Origin of the sequence: Naumannella cuiyingiana (genome assembly GCF_013408305.1) — a bacterium.
In the GTDB taxonomy this organism is placed as follows: Bacteria; Actinomycetota; Actinomycetes; order Propionibacteriales; family Propionibacteriaceae; genus Naumannella; species Naumannella cuiyingiana.
The window spans coordinates 2,010,580-2,023,561 of record NZ_JACBZS010000001.1 but is presented as its reverse complement, the minus strand read 5'-3'; the positions used below and the strand labels follow the sequence as shown (position 1 = coordinate 2,023,561).

At 71.4% G+C, this 12,982-nt stretch carries 11 protein-coding genes and 2 tRNA genes; 8 read left to right on the top strand and 5 right to left on the bottom strand.

What is annotated here, in order from left to right:
- Positions 1 to 111: 111 nt before the first annotated feature.
- From GGQ54_RS09335 to GGQ54_RS09320, 4 genes are all read left to right on the top strand, one after another.
- Complete coding sequence (locus GGQ54_RS09335; RefSeq protein ID WP_179445137.1) at positions 112 to 1,953, top strand: phosphoenolpyruvate carboxykinase (GTP); 1,842 nt, start codon at positions 112 to 114, stop codon at positions 1,951 to 1,953.
- 110 nt (positions 1,954 to 2,063) lie between these two features.
- A tRNA-Ser gene (locus tag GGQ54_RS09330) sits at positions 2,064 to 2,154 on the top strand.
- Between the two features lie 106 nt (positions 2,155 to 2,260).
- The gene (locus tag GGQ54_RS09325; RefSeq protein ID WP_179445136.1) at positions 2,261 to 3,442 is read left to right on the top strand and encodes a cutinase family protein; all 1,182 of its coding nucleotides are present in this window, start codon (positions 2,261 to 2,263) and stop codon (positions 3,440 to 3,442) included.
- A 118-nt stretch (positions 3,443 to 3,560) separates the two neighbouring features.
- Positions 3,561 to 5,201, top strand: coding sequence for an LCP family glycopolymer transferase (locus GGQ54_RS09320; RefSeq protein WP_179445135.1), 1,641 nt, complete (start codon positions 3,561 to 3,563; stop codon positions 5,199 to 5,201).
- Positions 5,202 to 5,208: 7 nt separating this feature from the next.
- Here GGQ54_RS09320 and GGQ54_RS09315 read toward each other — a convergent pair whose 3' ends face one another.
- Complete coding sequence (locus tag GGQ54_RS09315) at positions 5,209 to 5,703, bottom strand: hypothetical protein (protein ID WP_179445134.1); 495 nt, start codon at positions 5,701 to 5,703, stop codon at positions 5,209 to 5,211.
- A gap of 24 nt (positions 5,704 to 5,727) precedes the next feature.
- Positions 5,728 to 5,814, bottom strand: a tRNA-Ser gene (locus GGQ54_RS09310).
- Between the two features lie 56 nt (positions 5,815 to 5,870).
- On the opposite strand from GGQ54_RS09310, the gene GGQ54_RS09305 reads away from it, so the two are divergent.
- The 3 genes from GGQ54_RS09305 to GGQ54_RS09295 all read left to right on the top strand — a co-directional run bounded on the left by GGQ54_RS09305 (position 5,871) and on the right by GGQ54_RS09295 (position 8,285).
- On the top strand, positions 5,871 to 6,842 hold the full coding sequence (locus tag GGQ54_RS09305; RefSeq protein WP_179445133.1) for an NAD(P)H-quinone oxidoreductase: 972 nt from the start codon (positions 5,871 to 5,873) through the stop codon (positions 6,840 to 6,842).
- A gap of 46 nt (positions 6,843 to 6,888) precedes the next feature.
- Positions 6,889 to 7,500, top strand: coding sequence for a bacterial proteasome activator family protein (locus GGQ54_RS09300; protein ID WP_179445132.1), 612 nt, complete (start codon positions 6,889 to 6,891; stop codon positions 7,498 to 7,500).
- A gap of 200 nt (positions 7,501 to 7,700) precedes the next feature.
- On the top strand, positions 7,701 to 8,285 hold the full coding sequence (locus GGQ54_RS09295; protein ID WP_179445131.1) for a WhiB family transcriptional regulator: 585 nt from the start codon (positions 7,701 to 7,703) through the stop codon (positions 8,283 to 8,285).
- Positions 8,286 to 8,294: 9 nt separating this feature from the next.
- On the opposite strand, the gene GGQ54_RS09290 is transcribed toward GGQ54_RS09295, so the two are convergent.
- Together GGQ54_RS09290 and serS are read right to left on the bottom strand one after the other, a co-directional pair.
- Entirely contained in the window at positions 8,295 to 9,059 is a 765-nt protein-coding gene (locus GGQ54_RS09290) for an HAD family hydrolase (RefSeq protein ID WP_179446529.1), read from the bottom strand.
- Between the two features lie 41 nt (positions 9,060 to 9,100).
- The gene (gene serS / locus GGQ54_RS09285) at positions 9,101 to 10,375 is read right to left on the bottom strand and encodes a serine--tRNA ligase (protein WP_179445130.1); all 1,275 of its coding nucleotides are present in this window, start codon (positions 10,373 to 10,375) and stop codon (positions 9,101 to 9,103) included.
- A 45-nt stretch (positions 10,376 to 10,420) separates the two neighbouring features.
- Here serS and GGQ54_RS09280 point away from each other — a divergent pair, with 45 nt between their 5' ends.
- On the top strand, positions 10,421 to 12,037 hold the full coding sequence (locus GGQ54_RS09280) for a bifunctional phosphatase PAP2/diacylglycerol kinase family protein (RefSeq protein WP_179445129.1): 1,617 nt from the start codon (positions 10,421 to 10,423) through the stop codon (positions 12,035 to 12,037).
- Here GGQ54_RS09280 and pheA read toward each other — a convergent pair whose 3' ends face one another.
- Positions 12,038 to 12,943 (bottom strand): prephenate dehydratase, encoded by a 906-nt coding sequence (pheA, locus tag GGQ54_RS09275; RefSeq protein WP_343045915.1) that lies wholly within the window; start codon positions 12,941 to 12,943, stop codon positions 12,038 to 12,040. It abuts the gene before it with no gap.
- Between the last annotated feature and the right edge of the window lie 39 nt (positions 12,944 to 12,982).

Here is a 12,982-nt window from a genome sequence, read left to right as displayed (position 1 = left end):
GGCTACCCTCAATGCCACTTGTCCACTGGTACACACACAAGGTTGCCGACGGACCACCCCCGACATCGTTCACCCACCCCAATGACGGGCCGAAGCCCTGGAGGAGCCGATATGACAGCGACCGCCGACCCGCTGACGGAAGCCGCGCCGACCACCCCCGCGCCGACCACTCACAAGGGCCTGCTGGCCTGGGTGCGCGAGGTGGCCGAGCTGACCAAGCCGGACGCCGTGGTGTGGTGCGACGGCAGCGCGGAGGAGTTTGCCCGCCTGACCGCCCAGATGGTCGAGGCCGGCACGCTGGTACGCCTGTCCGAGGAGACCCGCCCGAACTCCTTCTACGCCCGCACCGACCCCGACGATGTCGCCCGGGTCGAGGATCGGACCTTCATCTGCTCGGCCCGCGAGGAGGATGCCGGCCCGACCAACAACTGGCGCGAACCCGCCGAGATGAAGGCCGAGCTGACCGAGTTGTTCGACGGCTCGATGCGCGGACGCACCATGTACGTCGTCCCGTTCTGCATGGGCCCGCTGGACGCCGAGGACCCGAAGTTCGGCGTCGAGATCACCGACTCCCCCTACGTCGTGTTGTCCATGGGCGTGATGACACGGATGGGCGCCGGCCCGCTGGCCGCGCTGACCGAGGGCGGCACCGAGCGCGACTTCGTGCCCTGCCTGCACTCCGTCGGCGCCCCGCTCGAGCCCGGCCAGGAAGACGTCGAGTGGCCGTGCAACACCACCAAGTACATCGTCCACTTCCCCGAGGAGCGCGCGATCTGGAGCTACGGATCGGGCTACGGCGGGAACTCGCTGCTGGGCAAGAAGTGCTACTCGCTGCGGATCGCCTCGGCGATGGCCCGCGACGAGGGCTGGATGGCCGAGCACATGTTGATCATCAAGCTGACCAACCCCGAGGGCAAGGTCTTCCACATCGCCGGCGCCTTCCCGAGCGCCACCGGCAAGACCAATCTCGCGATGCTGGAGCCGAGCCTGCCGGGCTGGAAGGTGGAGACGCTGGGCGATGACATCGCCTGGATGCGCTTCGGTGCCGACGGTCGCCTGTATGCCACCAACCCCGAGTTCGGCTTCTTCGGCGTCGCGCCCGGCACCGGCTGGAAGACCAACCCGAATGCCATGCGCACCCTGGAGAAGGGCAACACGATCTTCACCAATGTCGCGCTGACCGATCACGGCGACATCTGGTGGGAGGGAATGACCGAGCACCGGCCGGACCACCTGACCGACTGGCGGGGCAATTCCTGGACCCCGGAGTCCGAGACGCCGGCCGCCCACCCGAACAGCCGGTTCTGCACTCCGATCGAGCAGACCCCGACGCTGGCGCCGGAGTACAACACCCCCGACGGCGTACCGATCGACGCGATCCTGTTCGGCGGCCGCCGCGCCAGCACCGTGCCGCTGGTCGCCCAGGCCCGCGACTGGACGCACGGCGTGTTCATGGGCGCCACCTGCTCGTCGGAGACGACCGCCGCGGCCACCGGCAAGGTCGGCGTGGTCCGCCGCGACCCGATGGCGATGCTGCCGTTCATGGGCTACCACGCCGCCGACTACCTGAACCACTGGCTGACCATCGGCGAGCAGCACGACGACGCCAAGCTGCCCGCGATCTTCTACGTCAACTGGTTCCGCAAGGACGACAACGGCAAGTTCATCTGGCCGGGCTTCGGCGAGAACTCCCGCGTGCTGAAGTGGATCACCGAGCGCCTGGAGGGCAAGGCCGACGCGATCGACACCCCCGCCGGCGCGGTGCCCACCCCGGACGGCCTCGACGTCGAGGGCCTGTCGGTCGGCGAGGAACAGGTCGCGGCGGCGACCAAGGTCGATGTCGAGGAATGGAAGGCCGAGCTGCCCCTGATCGAGGAGTGGTTCGACTTCCTCGAGCGCGTCCCGGCGCCGATCCGCGGCGAGCTGGACAAGCTGCGCAGCCAGCTCTCCTGAGCACGCATCGCCGACGCGGCCCGGGTCGTTCCCCCACGGAATGACCCGGGCCGCGTTTTGGCGAGCCGCCGCCGGAATCGGTAGGGTTCGCTTGACGCGGTACGCGCGTTGGAGGCGTCGCCTAGTCCGGTCTATGGCGCCCGCCTGCTAAGCGGGTTGAGGGCTTCAACCCTCTCGCGGGTTCAAATCCCGCCGCCTCCGCGCAGACCCGCCCCGGGCCGACCGGGGCGGGTTTTCGTCTTCCGGGCCCCGATGCCCGGGTCCACCGCGGCTCCCGGTGCCCGGCACCGATATATCGTCGGGGCACGTGATCATCCGGCCGGCCCGCCGCCTCCTCGCCTCGCTGGCGCTCGCGCTCTGCACGCTGCCCGTGCTCGCCTCCCCGGCGCGCGCCACGATGACCTGGTCCGGGCCGCCGATCGCCGCCAGCACCGCCACCGCCCAGGCCTGCGCCGACCTGCTCTTCGTCGGGGTACGCGGGTCGGCGGAGCCGGCGCCCTACGGACCGACCGTGACTGCCGTCCGCGACGAGCTGGCCCGGCGTACCTCCGATGCCCCGGGCGATGCCTCGCTGCTGGTCCGCGAGGTCTTCCTCGACTATCCCGCGGTCTCCCCGGAGACCCTCGGCGCGACCGGCGCCGACCGGCTGCTGTTCGATCCCGAGATGCCCCCGACGCAGTTCTTCGACTCGGTGCGCGCGGGCCGCGGCGACCTGATCGACCTGCTCGCCGACTCCGGCCGGCGCTGCCCGGGCGAGCGCTGGGTGATCGCCGGATTCTCCCAGGGCGCGCAGGTGGTGACCGAGGCGCTCGCCGATCGTGCGGTACGCGAGGACGCCGACGACCGCCTGTTGGGCGCCGTCTTGCTCGGCAACCCGGCCAACGGCCCCGCCTCCCAGGGCACGAACCTGGCCGGCGACGCACGCCCGGACGCGATGGGGCTGTCAACGAGCCTGCACTACATCCGGGCACGGATCGCCGGTGCGCGCCAACCCGACGACGCAGGCGGTCTCGGCGGCGCCCTGCGGGCGGTGGTCGAGTTGTCCGAGGGCCCGCTCGACGCGGCCCTGGCCGAGCGAGTGCTGCGCAGCCGAGGGCTGGCGATCGACCCGGTGATCGCCGGGCGGATCACCCAGGTCTGCCGGGCGGGCGACCTGATCTGCGACTCCGGCCCGGGCCTCGGCCGGATCGTCTTCGCCCAGGCGCCGCTGCAGGACGAGGTGGACCGGGCCCAGCCGATCCACCTCGGCTATGCCGAGCTGCTGGAGCCCGCGGTCCGGCCGACGGTCGACGCCGTCCGCGGCTGGGCGCCGAGCGTGCACCGGGCCGTTCCGTTCTGGCAGCGGCCGGAGGCGCCGCTCGCCGGCGCGATCCTGCTCGCCCTGGTCGGGACCGGCGCCGTCGTGCTGGTCCGGCGCCGGACCGACCGGGCCCGGCCGGGGAGCGATCCGCAGGCGGACCCGACCACCGGCTCCGGCGATCGGATGTGACCAGCGCCTCAGCCGGGGTGCTACCACGGGCCGATCTCTGCGCCCCGGCGGCCGCATATCATGACCGAGGCCCTTGGCGAGCCGCCACGCCGACGCACCCGACCACGAACAGGACGAGATGACCAACGCGAGCACCCCGCGACCCCAGCGCGCGCGCCCGGTCGGTCAGCGCGGGCGTCGGTTCGGTTTCGGGCAGAGCACGTTCTGGACCGTTGTCGGCAGCCTGCTGCCCGGTTCGGGACTGATCGCCGGTCGCCGTCACCGCAGGCTGGGCATCGCCCTGCTCGCCCTGTTCGCCATCGGGATCGCCTCGCTGCTGATCTGGGCCGCCGTCGATCGCCGCAGCCTGCTGCAGCTCGCGGTCCGGCCGGCGCCGTTGATCATCGCGGCGATCGGTCTGCCGCTGGTGGCCCTGGTCTGGGTCGCGGTGATCGTGCGTACCCATCTCGACACCCGGCCCGCGGTGTTGACCACGCTCCAGCGGGTGATCAGTTCGGTACTCGTCGGCGGGCTGGCCTTCGCCGTGGCGGCGCCGCTGGCGGTCGCCGGCCGCTATTCCTACGACCAGTTCGGTCTGGTCAGCCAGGTCTTCCGCACGACCGACGATTCCCAGTCCGGGACGCGGCCGGATCTCGGTGGCGACAATCCCTTCCAGGACAAGCCCCGGGTCAATGTGTTGTTGATCGGCGCCGACGATGCCTACGGCGGCGACAAGGGCAACATCCGCACCGACACGATGATGCTCGCCAGCATCGACACCCGCACGGGCGACACGGTCCTGGTCAGCATCCCGCGGCAGACGATGCACATCCCGTTCCCGGCCGATTCCCCACTCGCGCGGTACTACCCCGACGGCTACACCAGCAGCTACGACGAGGCCGAGGGGATGGCCAACGCGATCTACTACAACGTGCCACAGGAGGTGCCGGCCGACATCCTGGGCAAGACCGATGATCTTGGTGCCGATGTCCTCAAGCTCGGCATCGGCGAGGCGACCGGCCTTCCGGTCGACTACTACGTGATGGTCAACTTCCGGGGCTATCGCAAGCTGATCGATTCGCTCGGCGGGATCACGGTCAACATCAACCGGCACGTCCCGATCGGCGGCAACACCGACCGCGGCATCCCGCCGGAGGACCAGCTCAATCCCGGTCCCAACCAGCATCTGGACGGTTTCCAGGCGCTCTGGTTCGCCCGCGGCCGTTACGGTCAGGACGACTACCAGCGCAACATCCGGCAGCGCTGCTCGGTGAATGCGATCATCCAGCAGGCGAATCCGATCAACGTCCTGCAGCGCTACGAGGCGATCGCGAGCGCATCGGCGAGCATGGTCGAGACCGACATCCCCCAGGAGATGCTGCCCGCGATGGTCGACCTGTCGCTGCGGGTGAAGGACGCGAAGGTACGCAGCCTCGCCGCCTTCGACGGCGACGACTCCCTGAGCACCGCCGATCCCGACTTCGATGCGCTGCGCCAGCGCGTCCAGGAGTCGATCAAGGAAACCGAGCAGGCCGCGCCCAAGAAGCAGGAGCCGGCCCCGCCCGGCGGCGAGCCCGCGCCGCCCGGCGGAGGCGGCACCACCGAACCGCAGCCCGAGGAGTCCGAGGAGCCGTCGACCGCGCCGTCCACGGACGGCGGCGACGGAGGCGGGCAGCCCAGCGCGGCGCCCAAGGAGCGCAGCCAGGATCTCGCCTCGAGCTGCGAGTTCGACCCGAAGGCGGCCGCGGAGTCGCAGCCCTACTACACGACCGGCCGCTGAGGCGCGCTCAGGCCAGCGGGCGATAGCCGCGGTCGGCGTCCAGGCGCTCCTTCAGGTCGGCGAGCATCGCGCGGGCCCGGGGGTCGCTGGTCGGCGCCGGTGACAACACATGCCGATCCGGCTCGCCGAGCAGGCCGATCCGGTGCCCGCCCGCGGACATCGTGACCTGCCGCGTCCGGTCCCAGCGGCCCGCCACCGTCCCGCCCGGTCCGGTGATCCGGTAACCGTCGGCATCGAAGGCGAAACTCGCGCGGGACCGGCGTACCAGGATCAGCGCGGCGAGCGCCAGGACGATGCCGAACGCCAGCACGACACCGCCGAGGGCGACCACCCCGATCGGCCATCCCCCCGAACTGCCGGCGACCAGCAGCACGGCGCCGAGCACGGCACAGCCCGCGGCGATGGCATAGGCCCGGGTCGGCGGCGGCGAGGTGAGCACATGCTCGGTCGGCGGACGGCGCTCACCGGAATCGGCGGGCGGGCGCTGCGGCGCATCGGTCACGGGCTGGCTCCTGGTCGGGGGCGGCGGCGAGGGTGGGATTCGAACCCACGGAACGGTCTCCCGCTCGGCCGCTTTCAAGGCGGCTGCACTAGTCCACTATGCGACCTCGCCCGGCCCCGGGATTCCCCGAGGGCGCCATCATCCTAGCGGGGCCTAGGCTGGCGGACATGTACGCGGTGACGCAGTCCGAGCCCGGTCCCCCGTCGGTTCTCACCTGGTCGCAGGTGCCGACACCCGAGCCCACCGGTGACGAGGTGTTGATCAAGATCCGCTCGGCCGGGGTGAACCGCGCCGACCTGCTGCAGCGTCAGGGCGCCTATCCGCCGCCGCCCGGCGCGCCGGACATCCTCGGCCTGGAATGCGCCGGTGAGATCGCCGCGCTCGGCCCGGACGCCGACGAGTGGGAGGTCGGCGACCCGTGTGTCGCGCTGCTCGCCGGCGGCGGGTACGCCGAGTACGTCGCCGTCCCGCAGGGCCAGGTGGTGGCCCCGCCCGAGGGCGTCGACCCGGTCAGCGCCGGTGGTCTGATCGAGGTGGCCGCGACCGTGCTGTCGATGACCGAGCTCGCCGGGCTGGACAGCGGCGACGTCTTCCTCGTGCACGGCGGTGCGGGTGGCATCGGCTCGTTCGCGATCCAGTACGGCCGCGCGGTCGGCACCGAGGTGATCACCACGGCCGGCAATGCCGACAAACTCGCGTACTGCCGCGAGCTCGGCGCCACTCACGCGCTGGACTATCACGACGACTGGGTCGCCGGGGTGGCCGAGGCCACCGGAGGCGACGGCGCCGACGTGATCCTGGACGTGATCGGCGCGAAGTACCTGTCGGCCAATCTCGAGGCGATGGCCCACGACGGGCGGATCGCGATCATCGGGCTGCAGGGCGGGTCGAAGGCCGAGCTGGACCTGAATGCCCTGCTCCGCAAGCGCGGAGCGGTGATCGCGGCCTCGTTGCGTTCGCGGCCGGTGGACCAGAAGTCCGCGATCTGCGCCGCGGTCGCCGACGACGTCTGGCCGCTGTATGCCGACGGCGCCATCCGCGTACCCAACGAGACCCGGATCCCCATGCCGGAGGCCGCCCGCGCGCACGAACTGCTCGAGTCGGGGGCGAATACCGGCAAGATCGTTCTCACCGTGTGAACCGGCGCCCGGCCGGCCCGATCCGACATCGTCGTATGGTGGCGTCATGACCCAGCAGCCGGATCCGCAGCAGCCCCAGGCCGACCAGCAGCCCGCCGGTGGCGCCGCCGGCGAGGGCCAACCGCAGGTCATCGCCGGTGCGACCGGCGACGGTCGCGGCTTCATCGTCGGCCCGCAGGGGATGGCCGTGGAGCGGGCTCCCGGGACCGAGGGCGAGGAGCCGTCGGTGACCGATCAGGTCGAGGAGCCCGCGAAGGTGATGCGGATCGGCAACATGATCCGCGCGCTGCTGGAGGAGGTACGCTCCACGCCGCTCGACGACCCGAGCCGGGAGCGGCTGCGCGAGGTCTACGGCGCCAGCATCGACGAGCTCAAGTCGGGGCTGTCGGAGGATCTGGCCGCCGAGCTGGAGCGGATCACCGAGCCCTTCACCGCCGACGAGACGCCGTCCAACGACGAGCTGCGGATCGCCAAGGCCCAGCTCGTCGGTTGGCTGGAGGGACTGTTCCAGGGCATCCAGACCGCGTTGGTCGCCCAGCAGATGGCGGCCCGGGCGCAATTGGAGCAGATGCGCCGGACCCTGCCGGGCGGACCGCAGCCCGGCCAGCCGCAGGCGCCGCAGCGGCCGGCCGGCGGCACCGACGGCATGTATCTCTGAGGTAGCACGGCCGGGCGCGCTCCGGCTCGGCAAATTCTCAACAAATCTTCTGCCGCTGTGCTGGCGGCTGATCGGTCCGTTCGGCTAGGTTCCCGGCAGGTCGGCGCCCCCCAGGCCGATTCCGGTGGTTCGGGAACCGTTCCCCGTAGCCGTCGCGTCGCATGCCATGACCGCATGGAATCACGTTGGGGGGAAACCTCGTGAACACGTTTCGTACCGCACCGATCGCCGATCCGGACGACCCCGGCCAGGGCCGCCACCCGCAGGGTTGCGCCTCGCGCCCGGAGCTCTTCCAGCACCCGCTCGTGGAGGAGCCGCCGACCAGCAGCGCTCCGCAGTCGGTACGCCGCGAGTACTCGGTGCTGGTGAACGAGGCCCGCGCCGTCTGCGCCGCCTGCCCGCTCCGCCGGGACTGCCTCTATGACGCCGTCGTCAAGCACGATGTGGCGGGCTTCGTCGCCGGCACCACCGAGATGGAGCGACGGATGATCCGCCGCCAGTTGGACGTCACCGTCGAGGCCGAGGATCTGGACACGATGGCGGGCGTCTTCCGCAGCGGCCGCCGGATCGACCACGACGAGGTGGTACGCCTGCGCCAGGCCAATCCGCACGAATCGCTGGAGATGCTGGCGCGTCGACTCGACTGCTCGCTGTCGACCGTGAAGCGCCACCTGCGCCGCCATCGGCGCGGCCAGGACCTGAAGCCGAAGCAGACCGTCCCGACCCGCGGTGAGGTGCTGCAGGCGGCGAGCACGCCGCGGCATGCCGGCATCGGCGCCGCCTGAACCGCCGGATCAGAACCAGCGGCCCAGCGCCGCGGGGGTGCCGCCGTCGGCGAATCCTCCGGTGACGGCGTCGGCAGCGGTCCGGACCTCTTCGGGGGCCTCGGCCATCGCGACCCCTCGGCCGGCCCACTCGAGCATCTCGATGTCGTTGCGGCCGTCGCCGAGGGCGAGCACATCGGCGGGATCGACGCCGAGCCGGTGGCAGACGTCGGTGAGACCGCTGGCCTTGTCCACCCCCTCGGGGGCGATGTCCAGCCACGCGCTGTACCCGATGAAATAGGACACCCCGTGCAGGCCGAGCCGCTCGGCCAGCGCGATGAACTGTTGATCATCGGCGTAGGGGTCGCGGATGATCACCCGGGTCACCGGCTCGCCGCGCAGTTCGGCGATGCTCGCCGGGATCATCTCGCCGTGCAGGTCCCCGTCGGGGAAGTCCGCGCTCACCCGGTAGCCGCGGCCGATCACCTCGGCGGCGATCAGCGCGCCGGGCGCGAGTTCGGAGACCTTGTCGATCACCCGCGCCGGATCGAAGGTGACCTGCCGGATGATCTCGGCCGGCGGATAGGAGACCACGACCGCGCCGTTGGAGCAGACGGCGTACCCGTCCGGCAGACCCAGCGCGTCGAAGATCGGCTGTGTGCTGTGCCAGCTACGCCCGGTGGCCAGCACGACCGGCACGCCCGCGTCGACCACCCGACGGACGGCGGCGTGGACGTCCGGCGGCAGCACACCCTCGTGATCGACGAGTGTTCCGTCGATGTCCAGCGCCACCAGCTTCGGGCGCCACGCCGCATCCTCGGCCCGCGACTGCACCATCACCGGACGGGGGTCAACAGGTCGCGGCCGCCGAGATAGGGGCGCAGTGCCGCGGGCACCCGGACGGAACCATCGGCCTGCTGGTGATTCTCGAGCAGGGCGATGATCACCCGCGGCACGGCGACCAGGGTGCCGTTCAGCGTCGCGACGGGCGCGATGCCGTCGGCGAACCGGCCGCGGATGCCCAGCCGGCGGGCCTGGAAGTCGGTGCAGTTCGAGGTCGAGGTGATCTCCCGGTAGCGGTCCTGGCTGGGCAGCCAGGCGTAGCAGTCGAACTTGCGCGCCGCGCTCAGACCAAGATCACCGCCGGCCAGCTCGAGCGTCTGGTAGGGCAGCTCGAGCAGCTCGATGAACTCCTTCTCATACCCCAGCAGCCGCCGATGCTCGGCATCGGCGTCGGCCGGGTCGGTGTGCACGAACATCTCGACCTTGTCGAACCAGTGCACCCGGAAGATTCCCCTGGTGTCCTTGCCGTAGGAGCCGGCCTCGCGCCGGAAGCTCGGGCTGTAGCCCGCGTAGCGGCGCGGCAGCGTCTCCGGGTCGAGGATCTCCTCGGAGTGATAGGCCGCCAGCGGCACCTCGGCGGTGCCGACCAGATAGAGGTCGTCGCGCTCCAGGTGGTAGACGTCGTCGGCCGCCTGACCGAGGAAGCCCGTGCCCTCCATCGCCGCGGGCTTGACCAGCGCGGGCGGCAGGATCGGCGTGAAGCCCCACTCCAGGGCCTTGTTCATGGCCAGATTGATCAACGCCAGTTCGAGCTGGGCGCCGACGCCGGTGAGGAAGTAGAACCGCGATCCCGAGACCTTCGACCCGCGCTCGATGTCGATCGCACCCAGCAACTCGCCCAGCTCCAGGTGGTCGCGCGGCTCGAAGCCTTCGGCGGCGAAGTCGCGCGGCGTACCCACCGACTCCAGGACGACATAGTCGTCCTCACCGCCCTCGGGCACCCCGTCGGCGACGATATTGCCCACGCCCGCGAGCAGCGCGTCGAAGCGGGCCGAGGCGGCCTCGCTGTCGGCCTGGCGCTGTTTGACCTCGGCGGCAAGTTCCCTGGTCCGGTCGAGCAATTGCTGCTTGCGCTCGCCGTCGGCGCGGGCAACCTCCTTGCCGAGCGACTTCTGCTCGGCCCGCAGCTCCTCGAAGGCCGCGATCGCCGACCGTCGGGCCGCGTCCGCGGCAAGCAGCTCGTCGACCACCTCGACAGAGGAGCCCCGCCGCCGCTGCGACTCGCGGACGGCCTCGGGGTCGGTGCGGAGCAGTCTGGGATCGATCACGGCGAACAGCCTAGCCGCCGGGTCGCGTGCCAGAATCGACTTGTCATGGCTACCCCCGACCGCCCGAGGCGGCGTCCCCTCGGCCGCCCCTCGATGTATGCGATCTGCTTCTCCGGGATCGCCGTGGCGCTGTTGGTCGCCTGGACCGCGCTGGTCGCCCTCGGCGGATTCGTCGCGACGCTCGACCAGGCCACGCTGGCTCCGGTGCCGGACCCGGCCAACCCTGCAGTACAGGTGGCGGCCGCGCTCGGGGTGGTCTTCTGGCCCGGCGGGTTCATCGCGCTGCTGCTCGGGCTGGCGTGGTGGGCACAGCGCAGACGACTGCGCAATGTCGCCATCGCCCTGGCGGTCGCCGCGCTGCCGGGCTCGGCCCTGGCCTGGCTGATGAAGCTGGTCGGCTCGCGCCCGCGGCCGGACGAGCACCTGCCACAGATCACCGAGATCGGACCCGCCTACCCGTCCGAACACATCGCCACCCTGACCACGGTGGCGATCATGGTCGCCGTTACCGCCGTGGTCACCCGGCAGCGCCGGTCGGTGGTCCGCGCCTGGCAGATCGCCGGTGTCGCTGCGGTGCTGATCATGGCCGCCAGCCGCTGGCTGGTCCGGGCCAACTGGGTCTCCGACCTGGTCGGCGGCCTGCTGCTCGGTGCGACCGTCGCGGCCTTCTCGCTGATGATCGCCGGGGTACGCGTGCTGCCCCGCGCCGGGTTGGCCGCGCTCGCCCAACCCCGCCAGCACGTGACCAGCCCAGCGCACCCACACCGGCGCTGCGCGGTGATCGTCAACCCGAGCAAGATCGCCGACGAGGCGACCTTCCGCCGCCATGTCAGCTACGAGTTGCAGCGCCACGACTTCCAGCGCACGCTGTGGCTGGAGACCAGCGTCGATGATCCGGGGCACGGGATGGCCAAGATCGCCGTCGGCAAGGAGGTCGATCTGGTCGTCGTCGCCGGCGGGGACGGCACCGTCCGTTCGGTCTGCCAGGGGCTGGCCGACAGCGGCATCCCGTTGGGAATCGTCCCGGCGGGCACCGGCAATCTGTTGGCGCGCAATCTCGGCATCCCGCTCGACGAGCGCGCCGCCATCGATGTCGCCTTCGACGGGCGCAACCGGGTGATCGATCTGGTGCAGGTCCGCCCGGATGATCAACCCGAGAGCCTGTCGTTCTCGGTGATGGCGGGGATGGGTTTCGACGCGTTGATCTTCGACCAGACGGCCGACGAGCTGAAGCGGGCGGTCGGCTCCGCGGCGTACTTCGTGACGGCCGCCCGCGCCGCCGGCAACGAACCGTTCCAGGCCAAGGTGTCGATCGACGACCACCTGGCGCTGCGCCGCCGGATCAGCCTGGTGGTGATCGGCAATGTCGGTGAGCTGCAGGGCGGCATCCGGCTGTTCCCCGAGGCCGTCCCGGACGACGGGCTGCTGGAGGTGCTGGTCGCCTCACCGCGCAGCCTGGGCGACTGGGCCCGGCTGGCCACGAAGCTGGTCGTGCGCAGCGGAGGCGAGGACGCCCAGTTGACCCGCCTGCGGGGCCGCTCGGTCGAGGTGATCACCGAAGAGCCCGAGCCGTACCAGCTCGACGGCGACACCATCGGGCACTGCCGCCGGCTCTCGGCGCGGACCCGGCCGGGCGCGTTGACGGTTCGCGTACCGGGCTGATCAGTCGAGCGAGTCCAGCCACTCCCGGGCCGCGGCGTAGTCGCCGTCGGCGGAGCCGCGCGGCACGTCGGGGGTACGCCCGTCCGCGCGCGGGTAGGAGCCGAGGAAGACGACCCGCTGGCAGACCCGGTGCAGGCCCATCATCGCCTCGCCCAGGCGGGCGTCGCGGATATGACCCTCGGCGTCGATCGAGAAGCAGTAGTCACCCAGGGTCCGCTTGGTCGGCCTCGACTCCAGCCGGGTCAGGCTGACGCCGCGGGAAGCGAACTGCTCCAAGATGTCCAGCAGCGCGCCCGGATGGTTCTCGAACATGTAGGCGACCAGCGTCGTCTTGTCCGCGCCGGTCGGCTCGGGCAGCGCGCCGGCCGGCGCGACCCGCACGAACCGGGTGACCGCATCGGGGTTGTCGGCGATGTCGCCGGCCAGCGCGACCAGCCCGTGCCGTTCGCCGGCGATCGGCGCACAGATCGCCGCGTCGAAGACCGAGTCGGGGTCGGCGACCTCGGCGGCCGCCGCGGCGGTCGAGCCGCCCTCGGTGACCACCGCCTCCGGCAGGTTGGCCACCAGCCAGTCGCGGCACTGCGCGTAGGCATGGGGATGGGTGAGCACCCGGCGTACCGCCGACAACTCGGTGCCCGGCCGGGCGTAGATACCGAACCGGACCGGCAGGACGACCTCGCCGACGATGACCAGGCCGTTGTCGCGGGCAAGGTTGTCCAGCGTGGCGGTGACGCCGCCCTCGACCGAGTTCTCGATCGGCACCAGCGCGCTGTCGACCCTGTTCTCGCGGACGGCCGCGATGGTTTCGGCGACGGTCGCGAAGGGCTGCGGGTCGCTGATGTCCCGGATGGTCAGCAATGCCTGGTGGGTGAAGGTCCCCTCGGGACCGAGATAGCCGATCGCCACCGCGACAGGCTAGCCGGGCCGCGCGGGCGCGCCCGCCGG